The organism is Sulfurovum sp. MH2-6, assembly GCF_058374785.1.
Genome location: NZ_CM178170.1, coordinates 1,639,666 through 1,656,341, shown reverse-complemented (window position 1 = coordinate 1,656,341; position 16,676 = coordinate 1,639,666). Strand labels below are relative to the sequence as shown.

The window sequence follows — 16,676 nt, the reverse complement described above, 5'->3', positions numbered from 1 at the left end:
ATGGAGTAGGATAGAGATGATGATGGAACTCATACCTGTCGGTATACTGGTCGGTGCTATGTCAGGTTTTTTTGGCATAGGTGGGGGGACTATGCTGGTACCGATACTGCTGGCTATAGGATTTTCAACAAAAGATGCGATCGGTATTTCCATTATTCAGATGGTATTCAGTTCGATTTACGGCTCCTATCTGAACCATAAAAAGGGTTCTCTTATCCTGGGAGACGGGATACTGGTAGGCCTTGGCGGTTTCGTCGGAGGGTTTATCGGTGGATATGTGACGCAGTTCATCGCAGACAGGATACTTGAATTTTTATTTCTCGGATTACTCTTTTTTGCCCTTTTTAGACTGCTTACTGCGAAACATGTAGAGGATGACAGTCAGACGAGAACGATCAACAAGGCAGTGCTTTTTGCGATAGGTCTGGTGATCGGTATCTTTGCCATCACTTTGGGGGTAGGAGGCTCTATCGTATTGACACCGATACTGGTAGGACTGTTGCACTATCCGATCAAAAAGGCGGTCAGTGCAGGACTCTTTTTTGTTGTCTTCTCTTCTGTAGCAGGAATGTCAAGCCGATTGTTGACAGGTACGATTGATTTTGAAAACGGTTTGATCGTTGCTGTCGCCTCTATGGTCGGTGTGTGGGGCGGTATATGGCTTAAAGACCATGTAAAATCCACACATCATAAGATTGCACTGCTGGTGATGTATGTGGTAGCGATTGCTATTCTTATCGATAAAATGTGGTTTTAAGAAGGTAAATAATGTCTGATATAAAAAAAGATATGATACAGGTTTTTGGGGCAAAAGAGAATAATCTTAAAAATATTGACCTTGAAATACCTAAAAACAAACTGGTAGTCTTTACAGGAATCTCCGGTTCAGGAAAGTCGACATTGGCTTTCTCTACACTCTATGCAGAGGGGCAGCGCCGCTATATCGAGTCTCTCTCCTCCTATGCCAGACAGTTCCTCGGCCGAGTAGGAAAACCCGATGTGGATAAGATCGAGGGGCTTACCCCTGCCATTGCGATCGACCAGAAGACCACCTCTAAAAACCCGCGTTCTACGGTTGGAACGATCACAGAGATCTATGATTATCTCAGACTTCTTTTTGCCAGAGTCGGACAACAGCACTGTCATGAGTGTGGTAAACCGATCTCTTCGATGTCGGCAAGCGATATCATCGAAGAGGTACTCAAACTTCCCAACGGGGCAAAACTGGTCATTATGGCGCCTCTGGTCAAAGAGAAAAAGGGTACCTTTGCCGATATGATCGAGTCACTGCGCCATAAAGGGTATGTACGTGCGATGATCGACGGTGTGATGGTACGGCTTGATGATGAGATCGAACTCTCAAAGACCAAAAAACATACGATCAAGGTCGTGATCGACAGGGTAGTGGTCAAAGAGGAGAGTCGAGACCGTATCGGGCAGGATGTAGAGAAAGCGCTCAAAGAGAGCTTCGGTGAAGTAGAGGTCGAGGTTATGAACCATGAAGAGATAGGGTTTGAGCATCAACATATGCACTACTCCGAGCACTTGGCCTGTTTTGACTGTAAGCTCAGTTTTGAACCCTTGGAACCGGTCAGTTTCTCCTTCAACTCGCCCAAAGGGGCATGTCCGGCATGTGACGGACTCGGTATACGTTATGCCATCGACCTCAAAAAAGTGATCGATCCGGACCTGAGTATCGACAAGGGTGCGGTGAAGATCATGTACGGGTTTAACAAAAGCTACTATACCAAATTTCTCAACGCTTTTTGTGAACAAAACGGTATTGATATCACTCTGCCTTACAGTGAACTTGCAGAACACGAGCAGAAAGCGATCCTCTATGGGGTAGGCGGAGTGGTAGACTTCACCTGGAAACGCCATAAGCTGAAGCGTGAGTGGCCGGGGGTCGTAAAGTTCGCGCATGAGATGTTCAAAGACGAAAAAGATATGAGCGAGTACATGACCGAGAAGGTGTGTGATAAATGTAATGGTCACAGGCTGCGCCCTCGTTCTCTTGCCGTAAAGATCGAAGGGAAGAACATCGCTGATATCATTGATATGCCGATCGATAAATCTTATGCCTACTTCGAGGATGAAAAGAGTTTTTCTCACCTGAACGAGCAACAGCGTCTCATCGCTGAACCGATCTTGAAAGAGCTCTATGAGAGGCTCTTCTTTCTTTATGATGTAGGGTTGGGGTATATCACACTCAGCCGTGATGCACGTACGATCTCTGGAGGAGAGGCACAGCGTATCCGTATCGCTTCCCAGATAGGATCGGGATTGACAGGGGTGATGTATGTCCTTGATGAACCGAGTATCGGACTTCATGAGCGTGATACGATGAAGCTGATCAGAACACTCCAGTCCCTGCGTGATAAAGGCAACAGTGTGATCGTGGTGGAACACGATAAAGAGACGATCGCAGCAGCGGATCATATCGTCGATATCGGTCCGGGAGCAGGGGAATTCGGCGGTCAGGTCGTTTTCTCGGGGAGCACCAGCGCACTGAAAAAAGCAAAAACGTTGACTGCTGATTATATGTATGGCCGAAAAGATGTCTCCTATACCCATGACAAACATCAGGAGAAGTGGATCGAGATCAAAAATGTGACACTGAACAATATTGAGAACCTCAGTGCCAAAATACCGCTGCATAATTTTGTCTGTATTACGGGTGTGAGCGGGAGCGGAAAGAGTTCCTTGATCCTGCAGACACTTCTCCCCGTAGCCAGAGAACTGCTCAATCATGCGAAAAAAGTCAATAAGATTGACGGAGTAGAGATCAATGGGCTGGATTCACTGGATAAAGTGATCTATCTTGACCAGAGCCCTATCGGGCGTACCCCGCGTTCCAATCCTGCGACCTATACAGGCGTGATGGATGAGATACGGAAACTCTTTGCACAGACCAAAGAGGCAGAACTTCGTGGCTATAAAGTAGGGCGTTTCTCATTCAATGTCAAAGGCGGACGGTGTGAAAAGTGTCAGGGGGATGGTCAGATCAAGATCGAGATGCACTTCCTGCCTGATGTGATGGTGAAATGTGATGCATGTAACGGTACACGCTACAATGCACAAACCCTTGAAGTACTCTATAAAGGCAAGTCTATTGCGGATGTACTTGCAATGAGTGTCGCCGAAGCATTGGAGTTCTTCAAAGCAATACCTACGATTGCGGTGAAGCTCAAGACACTTCAGGATGTAGGACTTGACTATATCACACTGGGACAGAATGCTACCACGCTCTCGGGCGGAGAAGCCCAGCGTATCAAGCTGAGTAAAGAGCTGAGCCGTAAAGATACCGGTAATACACTCTATGTGCTGGATGAACCGACGACCGGACTGCACTTTGCCGATGTAGACAGGTTGACCGGGGTACTGCATCACCTGGTTGAGCTTGGAAATTCTGTGGTGGTCATCGAACACAATCTTGATATGATCAAGAATGCTGACTATATTATCGATATGGGACCTGAAGGCGGGAATAAAGGTGGACTGATCATTGCAGAGGGAACGCCTGAAGCGTTGGCCAGAGAGTATAAAGAAACAGGAAGCTACACAGGCGAATATCTGAAGAAAGAGTTGGGAGTGTAGCGGTAGAGCGTATGGAACATTCCCGTTCTATACAGGTCTTTTAAAATCTTTTTTCGCGCCGCGTTTGTTCTGAACACTGAAAGAGATCGCCATCTTGATAATATAGAGCAGTACGATGACGGCAAGAATCTCATAACCGATTGCCCATGTCACAATGAAAGAAGACTCCTGTACCAGTAGTAAAAAAGCTTCATAGTCGCTTTGGGTTACATAGATAAACAAAAAAAGCAGACCGGCGATATACGGTAAAGAGATAAAGTAGATGAAGAGGAATATCTTTTCGAATCCTGGAGGGAAGAAGAGAGGGGTATCTTCATATCTTATCTCCTGTTTCCCGAAACTGTTTTCTGATTTGAACTTTTTTTTCTCATGAGGTCTGAATTTTATACTATCATTGTTGTCATTGAGCAGACCACCCATTGTTTATCCTCATTACGAATTCCTTCATATTATAAGATTCTCTTCCTTAAAACCGTTCACCGGCATACTCTTTTTACACTTTCAATGTCACATTTTTTACCGGTTCCGGGGAAATTGATAGATTTTACTTTAAAACCGGATAGATAGTTCTGATTGACTGAATGTTATGGTCCAAGTTCTGGCCAACTCCTTTTTCTTCACTGTAATTGTCGATATAATACAAAAAAAGTTGAAGGTGAATTTTGAAAACTATTACCATCATAGATACATTTGGATTTTTTTTCCGTTCCTATTTTGCACTCCCCCCGCTTCGTAACTCTGAGGGATTTCCTACAGGGCTTTTAACAGGGTTTATCAATTTTGTAGACTCTCTGCATAAAGATCACAATACAGACTACCTTGTCTTTGCCCTGGACAGTAAAGGAAAAACCTTCCGTAATGATGTCTATGAAGAGTATAAGGCACACCGTGAAGCACCACCTGAAGACCTGATAAAACAGCTTCCTATTGCTATTGAGTGGGTTGAACAGATGGGGTTTGCAAATCTCTCCAAAGAGGGCTTTGAGGCAGATGATATTATCGCTACCGTGACAAGGATCGCAAAAGAGAAAGGGATGAAGGTACGTATCGTCTCGCATGACAAAGATCTCTATCAGCTGATAGATGACGGTACTGTAGTGATGTATGACTCGGTGAAGAAACGAGAAGTGGATGAAGAGGCCTGCATAGAGAAGTTCGGTGTCAAACCGAAAGACTTTATCAACTTTCAGGCGATCCTGGGGGACAGCTCAGACAATGTTCCCGGAGTCAAAGGGATAGGCCAGAAAGGCGCCAGCAAGCTAATCAATGAATACGGTACGCTTGAAGCGATCTATAATGACCTTGAAAACTGCGGTACGGCACGTACACAGAAACTCCTCACCGAGAGTAAAGAGCGTGCATTCCTCTCCCGTGACCTGGTCACGATGAGGGATGATGTCTATGAGACACTGGAGCTGGAGAATTTTCTCTTTGAGGATAAAAACTATCTAAGCTGCCTTATCGATGAATTTCATAGATATGAGATGAACCAGGCGATCAAAAAGGCACGCGTGGGAGAACCTGCAACATGTGAGGTGAAAGAGGTTCCCAAAGAGGCCAGGCATGTATTGGGTTTTGAAGCAGAGACGCTTGATACCAAAGAGAAACTATTTGAGGTGATCGATAGTATCGATGAGGATACGATCGTGGCATTTGATACGGAGACTACGGGGCTGGATACCAAGAGTGCGACGATGGTCGGGTTCAGTTTCTCCTATGAGGATACCAAGGCATACTATGTACCTGTCGCACATAACTATCTGGGGGTAGAGGCACAGATAGGTGAAGCGGATGCGATAGAGGCATTGAAAAAACTGATGAAGTACAGGATCGTAGGACAGAATCTCAAATTTGATTTCTCTCTGCTCTACCATCGGTACGGTTTTGAGGAGATGGTACCTTTTGCCGATACGATGATCATGGCATGGCTGAGTGATCCGGGCACGAAAGTAGGGCTGGATGCATTGGCACAGAAGCACTTTAAATATGATATGAAACCATTCAAAGAGGTGGTTAAAAAAGGTGAGGATTTCTCTGCAGTGACGATAGAGGAAGCGACATTCTATGCAGCGGAAGATGCATGGATGACCAGACTGCTCTACTTTGCACTCAAAAAGAAAATGGAGCTTGCGTCGCTTACGCCACTGCTCAAAGAGGCCAAAGAGGTCGAGTATCCGTTTATCAATGTATTGATCACAATGGAGAGTCTCGGGATCAAGGCAGATCAGACACATCTCAAAACACTCCAGAAAGATCTTAGCAGTAAACTTGCAAACTTGACGGAAGAGATCTATGCCTTGACAGAGAGCGAATTCAATATCAAGTCAACCAAACAGCTTGGAGAGGTACTCTTTGTCAAGCTGGGACTTCAAGGCGGGAAGAAGACAAAGACAGGGTACTCCACCAATGAAGCAGTGCTTCAATCCCTGATCGATGAACATGAAGTGATCGGTAAGATCCTGGAGTATCGTGAGAACCAGAAGATGCTCTCAACCTATGTTGATCCTTTGCTGAAACTTGCCAAACAGGATCCTGACAGCCGTATCTATACCTCGTTTATCCAGACAGGAACGGCTACGGGAAGACTGAGTTCCAAAGATCCGAACCTCCAGAATATTCCTGTAAGATCGGAGCTTGGCCGTTCTGTAAGAGAGGCATTTGTTGCGAAAGAGGGGTATAAACTTGTCAGTATAGACTACTCCCAGATAGAGCTTCGTCTTTTGGCACACTTTTCAGGAGACAAGGCTCTGCTTGAAGCCTTTAACCAGGGAGAAGATATCCACCTGGCAACGGCAGTCAAGCTCTTTGGCGAAGAGGAGGCCAAAGCGAAGAGACACCTTGCCAAGGCAGTAAACTTCGGTCTGCTCTACGGTATGGGACCTAAAAAACTCTCTGAGGATACCGGTGTAACGATGGGTGAAGCAAAAGAGGTGATCAAAAGCTACTTTGCTACCTTCCCTACGGTAAAAAGTTTTGTAGAAGGTATCCAGGAGAGTGTCAAAATAGACGGCTATGTAGAGACGATCCTGAAGCGCAGACGTATCTTTGACTATGAAAATGCGAACGGGATGCAAAAGGCCGGGATACTGCGTGAATCTGTCAATACCGTATTCCAGGGAAGTGCGGCCGATCTTATCAAGCTTTCGATGCTTGAGATCGATACGATGATCAGAGAAGAGGAGATGGATGCCTTTATGCTGCTTCAGATCCACGATGAACTGATCTTTGAAGTGAGAGAGGAGAAGGTCGATGAGATCGTGAAGCGTTTCGTCCATACGATGGAGAGTGTACTGGAACTGAATGTACCGCTCGTCTGCTCTGCTTCAATCGGTGACAGCTGGGGAGAGCTGAAGTAGGACTACTTCAGGCTCTTTAGCGTACCCGTTGCTCTTCAGGCGCATCCTCGGGCATGAGACCGTATTTTGAGAGGTCTATCATGATCTCTTTGCGTTTATCCTTGAGAAGTTTTTGCATCACAGGATTTCTGTCCATCTTATACTCTTCGGTTTTGGTCACATTTCCTTTCTGGTCAAAATACTTTTTGATCCCGACTTTATAGTTGTTCTTATAAAAGACTTCAGAAGATTTGTATCCCTCCTGATCCCACTCTGTCATGACGCCTTCACGTTTTCCCATCACGTAGTTGACCTCGGATCCCAGCTCTCCATTGTCATAGTACATCTGCTGTAGCCCATGTTTCTGCCCATCGACAAAATCAACGACAAGCTTTTTTTTGCCGTTGTCATGGTAGGAGATATAGGTACCGTTCTCCTTTCCGTCTTTGAAGTTGACGGATGATTTTACCTCTCCCTTATCATTGTACCAGTAGGTCATACCGTTACGCTTACACTGTTCATAGGTTGATTTCTGTGCACTGTCTTCTACGACATATTTGCCGGGATTGCTGCAGGGTACTTCGCTGCTTTGGGCAAGGGTACCTCCGAGCGAGAAGGGCAAGATCAGAAGTGCATGGTATAGATATTTCATTTTCTTCTCCTTTATTATTTTTTTTAATTATATCCTGATTGATACAGGATCATCAATACGTTTAACTGTATGAGAGTCTCAATATGTATGGAAGAAGTCGGTAGGGATATCCCCGGGATTTTCCCGGGGATACAAGGTTATTTCCAGCTATCTTTTACGATTTGGCTAGAGTTTTTATACGGGTATTTTTTCACAAGCTCTTTGACTGAAAGTTTTTGATCACCTTCTCTCATAAAGTGAGCAAGTGTTACCGCTGCCCAGTAGTCATTTTCATAGTCTGTACCTTTGAGTTGTGACGGTACACCGTTCTTATTGACTGTGTGACATGCTGCACATGTAACCGGACCTGTATACTTACCGTCCGGTGAGTATTGAAGCGCCTGTTCATGTGTTGTGATATCCACTGATCTCTCACCGTCATATCTTGTAGAGTAGAGTCCGTGTGTTGACTCGTGACAAGATTGACATGCGATATTGCCGTGTGCTTTGGAGTATCTAAAGAGTGAATACTTGTTCGGTTGATCGATCGGGAAGTATTTTCCTCCGGTATTCTGCTCAACAAACGGTGCTGCGTGACAGTCTGCACAGTGCGGTTCACCTGCCGACAGCCACCAGTCATTACCGCCTGAAGCTGCTTTGTACGGTACCTCTCCACCTTTTGGATGGTTCCAAGGTTTCAGATCAAGTTTACCGTCTTTACCAACATTTTTAACCAGTGTTGCCGATTTGTGCTCACTGTAGTATTTGAGTACTTCATTGTCACCTGTTGACTTAGGATCCGCAATCGCTGCGAATTTCTTCATATCACCGCCAGCTACCTCTTTGACGATCTCTTTAAGCGATTTGTTTCTCAGTGTTTTACCTGTTTGCATGCTGTCGTGTGTAATATCATCATAGGCATACATCTCGTGTGCCACTTTCGAGTGACAGTTCGTACAGTAGAGACCTCTCATCTCTTTTGATGGTTTGCCGTGCTCATCTTTCATCGAAACGTTTTCAAGCTGCCATTTACCGTAAGCATTGAGGAAGAATGGAGGCTTTGCATCCGGGTTGGAGTGCGCGTCACGTCTTACATAACATCCCCCGCCCGATTTTCTGATATCACCTTTTGCAAATCTACCTTCGCCATATCTGTCTGTTACACGGAACGGGTTGGTATCATCGTTCATATTCGGGTTTTGGAAGTGCGTAGGGTGACATGATTGACATGATTGTGATCTCCCTGCTGCATCCGGCATCGGTACCATTGCAAGGTGGAATCCATGGATCGCTTCACTCAACGGTTTTGCTTTCACTGTCTTATATCCGGTTGCACCCGGTCTAGGCTCTTGCAGGTTCCCTGAAACATTATCCCCGTGACAGTCGGCACAGTTTACTTCACCTGTTTTACCCAAACGGTTACCCGGTGCATCTGATCTGTAGTCATTGAGGAATGTCGTACCGTGGTGTGCATCATGAAGTGAAAGAATGTTGATCGAAGCCTCAGAAAGTCTTGCCATATACTCACTCTCATCCGGGTAGGATTTCCAGTAGTCATATTCAGCATCTGATTGTTTCAATCCTTCATCTCTAGCCATCTGTGCCGCCTTACCGTTTCTGGAGTGACACGCATAACAGTTAGGGATATCTACCGGGTTGGTACCGAAGTACTGGTAAGGTTTACCCTCTTTATCCATCATCGGCTTACCTGTACTGTCATGTAGTGCTACCTGAGAGTACTGGAACGGTTGGAAATCTTTCTCTGTAACAGAACGGATCGTACCTCTTCTTGTACTGTCATTAAAGGCAGTCAACGGAAGTCCCAATGCATCCCAAAGGTGAGAAGCAGTTAAAACTAGTTTGACATCTTTAACCGGCGGTACTAGGGTATCAGTCATCACGATGTTCCCGCCGTGCTTCCCTACATAGTCCATATATCCGCCGGATACCGGTTTACCGGATGGACCCGCATCGATTTTCACTTTGACCTCTTTTCCGATGTGCAGTCTATCTTTCTCCGTCATACCAGCAGGTATCGTACCCTCCAGGTCTTTATAGATAAAGAGGTGTTTCCATACATAGTTTGCCACGTTGTCACCCGGGCTGTCAAAGTGTCCATCCCCGTCAACATCTTTCGGTACAGACCAGTACTTCATTTTGTTACCTTCACTATAACTGTTGTCTTTCGTGTTATAGTAAAGTTTTACTTTATCATCCGGTGTAAGAAGTTTAGGCAGTTTTCCGTTTTTCCCTATTTGGATCGCCTGAGACTGAATCGAGTTGTATGGTGGAATCACACAACAGTAACTCATCTCAAAACCAACACAGTGCATACCAAGTTCGTAGTTTACGAACATGCTATAGTCTTGTTTCGGTTGGAAACCTACATCCCCGTTGATCTTCACCTTTTCCAGTTTGTCCAACGCAAATGGAGGGTTCGTAGGATAATCAGGTTTAGCCGCATACGCAGTGCCGCAAAGCAGCGCAGAAACCAAACCGGATCGTACTATTTTCCCAATCATGTTATCTCCCTTTGATTTATGATTTCATCAAGGGTATATTTAAAATATTCTTTATTTAAATATACCCTAAGGTTAAAATATTATCACAGTTAATGTTATATAGTAGTTAAGATTTATGTAGATAGATAAATAATATTTATTTTATAATAAAAATAAATATTATTTAAAAGAAAGGCTGATAATTGCTTAAGATGAGAGCAGAAAGACCAAATGAGTTTTATTCCGGTCTTCTGGTTTTTGGATTAAAGTCCAATGCATTAAATTCGTCAATAATTTCAGTCGTATCGGTAGTTTGTATCTTTTTCATTACATTGACAGGTCTATCCATCTTGTAAAGCTCGGTTTTCGTTATCTTGCCGTTTTGATCAAACCACTTTTTTGTACCCTCTTTATAGTTGTTCTTATAGGTAACGGTACTTTGAAGTGCACCATTTTCATAGTACTCTTTCTCCACCCCCTCTTTTTTGTCATTTTTATAGTGACTCTCCTGGGCTAAAGCACCCGTACTGTAGTAAAATTTTTCTGTTCCCTCTTTTTTGTCATTGATATAGTTGACGCTGCTTTTGACTCTACCGTTATCATAGAAGAGTTTATTGTTCCCGTGCCGTTTACCCATTTTATAAGGCATTACTTCAATGTGGTGTCCCTCTTTATCGTACCAGTTCAGATCACCCTCTCTTTTCCCGTCGACATTGTTGACCGTGTAGGCAGTCTTGCCATTCTCATGATAGATCTTTTCCAGACCATGTTTTTCCCCTTCTTCTGTTTCGGTACGGGTACCGTCTCTGTACTCGATTTCAGATTTTATAATGCTGTTCTCAAAGTATTCGGTAAAGCGTTCTGCATAAGAAAGGCTGAGAAGGAGAAGCGTGTAAAAAAGTATTCTAGGTAACATAGAAGCTCCAGAGGGTTTATTGATAAAAGAATGTTACATAAATATGATTATATATAACTTATTTATCATGATATGGATAAGTAATTAGTAATGATTATATATAATATATACAAATTTAAGTAAGGTGAGAGAGAAGAATGAAAAAAATAGTGTTGACTTTAGCGTTGATCGTGAACCTAGGCATTGCAGAGAGTGACAATCCTAAAAAAACAGGGATATCGTATGCAAAGGTTCTGGAGGTGATCGATGTGATGGGGTATGACTACCTGAGGGTAGATGAGAAGGGGAGTGAGAGATGGGTTGCGATTACCAATGCACCGGTAAAAGTAGGGGATATGATCGGTTATGATACCGGATCTGTCATGAAGGATTTTAAAAGCAAACAGCTCAACAGGGTATTTGATGAGATCGTCTTTGCCAATGAGGTCTACCTCTCAGAGAAGCCGGGGAAGTTCGTGAGCCTCAAGGAGGCCGTGAGAGAAAAACCGGTAGAGAGTAAAGCGGCGCTTCTGGAGATGGATTTTATCGAAAAACCGTTTTATACCGTCGAAGAGCTACACCGGTTCAGAAAATACCTTGAAGGGAAGCAGGTTTCACTGAAGGCGAAGGTCTATAAGGTATCGAAGGACATTATGAAAAGGGACTGGGTACACTTGGGAGATGGCAGCGGAGAAGAAGCTGCGCTGACAGATGATATCGTTTTTACTGCATCTCACACGGAGTTAAAAGCCGGAGATCAGGTGGTCGCCCATGGCCGGATCGTAACGGATAAAGATTTCGGTTTTGGCTATTTTTACCCGGTTTTGGGAGAGGAAGCAATGTTCGAGTTAAGAAATAAATAAGTTTTATTTATTTTTAATATAAAAAATTCTTAAGTTTATTCTATTATAATGAAATAATATTTTCAGTTAGAAGGAGAGCAGATGAGAATTTTTATTGCGACATTACTTATGGTATCTTCCTTGTTTGCTGGATTTTTTGAGTCTGATACGAAGAGAGCTGAAGAGATGAAACAGCAGGAAGATCAAAGACTATGCAAACTCTTCAGAGAGAAAGCTGAAGTATATCGTCAAAACATGAGAAGTGATGATCTGGCATTCGCTACACTTGAGTCCTATAAAAAAAGAGCAGAGATTTACTGTTCAAAGGTGAAGCCCTCTTAAAGATAGAAAAATTTAAGAGGCTGTTTCAAAAGAGATACTTAAATATAGATAGTGTGTAATTCTGTTATTTTTAATGAAGATAATAAATTCTTATCTTCTCATTATCTATCCATTAACCTTCCGTTAGAAAATAATCAGATATAATCACTCTTTATTACTTGTCAATGGAGAGAAATCGTATGTTAAAACAACTACTATCTATGAAAATGGCCGTTTTGGTTCTGTTTATTTTCGGGGTGACCGCAGGAGTGGCAACCTTTATAGAAAATGATTACGGAACACAGACTGCTCAGGCACTGATCTACAAAGCGAAATGGTTTGAAGCATTTCTCGTCTATTTTGTTCTAATCCTGACATACAATATAGTTAAGTTTAAATCCTATAAAAGCAAATTTCCTGTATTTCTCTTCCATTTTTCTTTTCTCATTATCGCACTGGGTGCATTGATCACACGCTATGTAGGATACGAAGGGATCCTGCACATTCGTGAGGGCCATCAGAGCAATGTGATGGTCTCCAATGTCAAGCTGTTGCAAGTGGCTGCGAGCCAGGGGGAGCAGGGGGAGAACCTGGAAAAAGAGCTCTACCTTTCCAGTATGACCAAAAACACGCTTCATGAATCGCTCAAAGCGGGTGACAAAGAGGTGGATATCGAACTTTTACGTTATTTCCCTACCTTCAAAGAAAAGATCGTTGAGGATACAAACGGTCAAAAGATCCTGGAGATGAAGATCTCTACGGGAAGAAAAGGGGAGATCTACTATATTGCCAAGGGAGAACTCAAAGAGTTCGATCAGTTTGATATCGCGTATGAGACTGCACCTACAGAGGGGAAACCGACACTCCTGATCAAAGAAGATGCGAGTGGTTTTACCGTGGAGTTCCCGTATATCATTACAACGTTAAATATGAATGACAGAAGTACAGGCGAGCTGGCACCAGGTGTCAATGCGTTCCAACAACGTATGCTCTACCGTTTTGGAGACAACGCAGTCGTACTTAAGGCGATCCATCCGAAAGCGCGCCTTGTGATTGATTCGAATGATCTGAAAAACAAGTCCGGTAAACCTGAATTTATGGAGTTTAAAGTGAGCGTAGGGGATGAAAGCAAGATCATTACGGCGACACCTTTTAAAGATGAAACGGGGAAACTGCATCAGCTGGAACTGAACGGGGTAAAAATAGAGCTGAGAGTCGGTGCCAAAATCATCAATTTACCGTTTGCTATCAAACTGGATGACTTCAAACTTGAGCGTTATCCCGGATCTATGACACCCTCTTCTTATGCAAGTGATGTGACACTGATCGATAAAGAGCAGGGGATCAACCAACCTTACGCCATCTATATGAACCATGTGCTTGACCATAGAGGGTATCGTTTCTTCCAGTCCTCTTATGACCCGGACGAGAAAGGTACGGTGCTTTCGGTAAACCATGACCCCGGTACCTTGCCGACATATATCGGTTATATCCTTTTAACGATAGGTATGTTCTGGGGGCTCTTTATCAAAAACGGGAGATTTATGCAGTTGCTTAAAAAGACAAAAAAACTTCAACAGAGTGCTGCTGCGCTTTTATTGGCAGTGGGTATCATGACGACTTCACCGACACTGGAGGCGGCAGCACCGAAGGTTGATGCGGCAACACAGACCAAAGTAGAAGCCATCGATAAAGCACACGCAAAAGCGTTTGGCCGGTTGATTGTTCAGGATGTTCAGGGGCGTATGAAACCGATGGATACCATGGCACATGATGTGGTGGCAAAGATCTCAGGCAAATCTTCGATCTTCGGTCTGGATGCGACACAGGTGCTGCTTGGTATGACGATCAATCCTGCCCTCTATCAGGAACTTCCGATAATCAAGATCGGTCACCCGAAGATCGCCGTGAAATTGGGACTCCCTGAGGATACGAAATTTGCGAAGTTCTCGGATTTTTTTGACCAGAAAGAGAATAACTATAAACTCTATGAAGATATCAATGTTGCATCACAGAAAAAACCGCTGGAGAAGAGCCAGTATGACAAAAAACTGATCGAGATCGATGAACGTGTCAATGTCTCCTATATGGTCTTTACAGGTTCGCTGCTGCAGATCTTCCCTAAGCCGAAAGATGAGAATAACAAGTGGTTCGCTCCTCTGGAGGCGATGAAACAGTTTGCCTCTAAAGATGCGCAGATGGTACAGCTGATGATCGGAAACTACTTCCAGCAGGTAGAGGCTGCAACAGCATCCGGTAACTGGGGAAAAGCAGATCAGGGATTAACTCTGATCGCCAAGTTCCAGCAGACGTTCGGTAAAGAGGTGATACCAAGTAAAACACATATCGATATGGAGATCAAGTACAATGAACTTGGACTCTTTGGAAAGCTTGTACCGGTCTATATCCTTCTTGGTTTGATCGTTTTGATTCTTGCCTTTGTCAATATACTGAAACCGAGTTTCTCGTTGAAATGGCCAATGCGTATCGCGCTTGGGATATTGAGTGCAGCCTTTATCGTACATATTATCGGGCTTGGGATACGTTGGTATATCTCAGGGCATGCGCCATGGTCCAATGCGTACGAGTCGATCGTATTTATCGCACTCTCTACCGTATTGGCGGGTCTGCTTCTTGCAAGAAAATCCCCGTTTGCCCTGGCAGGTACGGCGATACTTGCAGGTATCACAATGGGTGTGGCACATATGAGCTTTATCAACCCCGAGATCACCAACCTGGTACCGGTACTTAAGTCCTACTGGTTGATGATCCATGTTGCTACGATCATCTCGGGAGACGGGTTCCTTGGACTTGGTTCTATCCTTGCTCTTCTCGTACTGATCCTCTTTATCATCAGAGGAAAAGGGAATGCAGATATCGACCGTTCGATCAAAGAGCTGACCAACCTCTCCGAGATGGCATTGATCATCGGTCTGATCCTGATGACAGTGGGGAACTTCCTCGGTGGTGTCTGGGCGAATGAAAGCTGGGGTCGTTACTGGGGCTGGGACCCGAAAGAGACATGGGCTGCGGTAACCATCCTCATCTATGCCTCTGTTCTGCATATGCGCTTCGTCCCGGCACTCAAGTCGGTATTTATCTATAATGTTGCTGCACTCTGGTCATACTCGACGGTACTGATGACCTATTTCGGTGTCAACTACTACCTCTCAGGGCTACACTCGTACGCTGCGGGTGACCCGGTGCCGATCCCGATGTGGGTCTACTATGCGGTAGCAGGTTTGTTTGTACTTACCGTACTTGCTGCACGCAACAGAAAACTGGAGTGTTAATCTCTTCTATTCAGTATTGAGAGGGAGCCTTCTTCTCAATACCGGCTCGTACAATCTTTTAACCTTTTTCGCCTCTTCATACACTATCGGTTCAGATCAACCGCTATCACACTTTTACAGCTTTCTCCATACTTCAAGATCCTATGTCAAACGCTTAAGTTTTACTCGTACATGGTATGATATGGTGAGGAAAAAAAGTGGGGGGAGAAAATGAAAAAAATTTTCATTGGACTTATCATCGGTTGTTCTATGATCATTGCAAGTGAAAGCTTCAGTCATGAAGATTGGGAAGTGGTATGTGACAATACCCATACTTGCAGGATGGCAGGCTACACCGAATATACTTTAGATCAATCATATTTTCCAATATCTTTGTATTTTGAGAGAAAAGCAGGTGCAAAAACTGTCATAGAAAGCAAAATAGATTTTGCGGATTATCCGGAAAATGTTGATGAAAACAGAGTTAAAACCCATACCTTCAAAATGTTTATCGGTAAAAACAGTTTTATCATAGATCGTTCAAAAAAAATTCCACAAAGAACCACAGATGCAATGATAGGTGCTTTGGTAAAAGATAAAAAAATATACTTTACCTATGGAGATGCTTATAAATGGGAGTTTTCCCAAAAAGGCTCTTTTGCAGCTATGCTTAAAATGGATGAGTATCAAAAGCGCATAGGCACTGTCGGAGCAATGTTCAAAAAAGGACATAAAAATGAAGACAAGGTTCTGCAGCCTGCACCTGTCCCGGTGATCTATATCCCCCGATCTTATTCAACTGCTGAAAGCTTGCCAAAAGTAACTCTCTCAGGCAGGGATAAAAAGTTATTGGAATATCTGATAAGCAACTACTATTCTGAAGGGGAGAACGGTGTTTGCTGGATGGATTTTGAAGAAGCAAAAACCTCTATGGAAATATATAGACTTGATGATAAAACGGCATTAGTTTCTCAGCAATGTTGGATGGCAGCATACAATTTTGCCAATGGCTACTGGCTGATCAACAGAAAGCCGCCATTTGATCCCCGGTTTGTGACTTCTGCCAGTGATTTAGAGATCTCTGTCGACGGTATCACTATCTCACACGCTCATAAAGGACGAGGGATAGGGGATTGTTGGAGCATGGAGGCATTTGTATGGAATGGTGAAAAATTTGTAGAGAGTTCATCAAGTTCAACCGGTCAATGTAGAGGCTTTGCCGGTGGAGCCTGGGACTTCCCCACTTTGATCACTCAAATAAAAGTAAAAGAGTAATAGTTAC

Annotated in this window: 11 protein-coding genes; 7 read left to right on the top strand and 4 right to left on the bottom strand. The window is 43.9% G+C overall.

Features of this window, described 5'->3' with window-relative positions:
• The first annotated feature begins 16 nt into the window (after positions 1-16).
• Positions 17-757: a sulfite exporter TauE/SafE family protein gene (locus AC4JOV_RS08560; RefSeq protein ID WP_229937997.1), complete on the top strand. Its 741-nt coding sequence runs from the start codon at positions 17-19 to the stop codon at positions 755-757.
• Positions 758-768: 11 nt separating this feature from the next.
• Entirely contained in the window at positions 769-3,597 is a 2,829-nt protein-coding gene (gene uvrA / locus AC4JOV_RS08555) for an excinuclease ABC subunit UvrA (RefSeq protein WP_229937998.1), read from the top strand.
• A 27-nt stretch (positions 3,598-3,624) separates the two neighbouring features.
• Here uvrA and AC4JOV_RS08550 read toward each other — a convergent pair whose 3' ends face one another.
• Positions 3,625-4,017, bottom strand: a complete 393-nt coding sequence (locus AC4JOV_RS08550; RefSeq protein ID WP_229937999.1) for a hypothetical protein — start codon at positions 4,015-4,017, stop codon at positions 3,625-3,627.
• Positions 4,018-4,259: 242 nt separating this feature from the next.
• Here AC4JOV_RS08550 and polA point away from each other — a divergent pair, with 242 nt between their 5' ends.
• Complete coding sequence (polA, locus tag AC4JOV_RS08545) at positions 4,260-6,953, top strand: DNA polymerase I (protein WP_229938000.1); 2,694 nt, start codon at positions 4,260-4,262, stop codon at positions 6,951-6,953.
• Positions 6,954-6,969: 16 nt separating this feature from the next.
• On the opposite strand, the gene AC4JOV_RS08540 is transcribed toward polA, so the two are convergent.
• The 3 genes from AC4JOV_RS08540 to AC4JOV_RS08530 form a co-directional block, all read right to left on the bottom strand.
• Positions 6,970-7,584, bottom strand: a complete 615-nt coding sequence (locus AC4JOV_RS08540) for a hypothetical protein (protein ID WP_229938001.1) — start codon at positions 7,582-7,584, stop codon at positions 6,970-6,972.
• 137 nt (positions 7,585-7,721) lie between these two features.
• Positions 7,722-10,085: a hypothetical protein gene (locus tag AC4JOV_RS08535; protein ID WP_229938002.1), complete on the bottom strand. Its 2,364-nt coding sequence runs from the start codon at positions 10,083-10,085 to the stop codon at positions 7,722-7,724.
• A gap of 217 nt (positions 10,086-10,302) precedes the next feature.
• Positions 10,303-10,980: a toxin-antitoxin system YwqK family antitoxin gene (locus tag AC4JOV_RS08530; RefSeq protein WP_229938003.1), complete on the bottom strand. Its 678-nt coding sequence runs from the start codon at positions 10,978-10,980 to the stop codon at positions 10,303-10,305.
• A 137-nt stretch (positions 10,981-11,117) separates the two neighbouring features.
• On the opposite strand from AC4JOV_RS08530, the gene AC4JOV_RS08525 reads away from it, so the two are divergent.
• From AC4JOV_RS08525 to AC4JOV_RS08510, 4 genes are all read left to right on the top strand, one after another.
• Positions 11,118-11,822 carry a hypothetical protein gene (locus tag AC4JOV_RS08525; RefSeq protein WP_229938004.1) on the top strand — a complete coding sequence of 235 codons (705 nt, stop codon included), beginning with the start codon at positions 11,118-11,120 and terminating at the stop codon, positions 11,820-11,822.
• Between the two features lie 81 nt (positions 11,823-11,903).
• Positions 11,904-12,143 carry a hypothetical protein gene (locus AC4JOV_RS08520; RefSeq protein ID WP_229938005.1) on the top strand — a complete coding sequence of 80 codons (240 nt, stop codon included), beginning with the start codon at positions 11,904-11,906 and terminating at the stop codon, positions 12,141-12,143.
• 179 nt (positions 12,144-12,322) lie between these two features.
• On the top strand, positions 12,323-15,415 hold the full coding sequence (locus tag AC4JOV_RS08515) for a cytochrome c biogenesis protein CcsA (RefSeq protein WP_229938006.1): 3,093 nt from the start codon (positions 12,323-12,325) through the stop codon (positions 15,413-15,415).
• A 210-nt stretch (positions 15,416-15,625) separates the two neighbouring features.
• Positions 15,626-16,669 carry a DUF1176 domain-containing protein gene (locus AC4JOV_RS08510; protein WP_229938007.1) on the top strand — a complete coding sequence of 348 codons (1,044 nt, stop codon included), beginning with the start codon at positions 15,626-15,628 and terminating at the stop codon, positions 16,667-16,669.
• Positions 16,670-16,676: the final 7 nt, after the last annotated feature.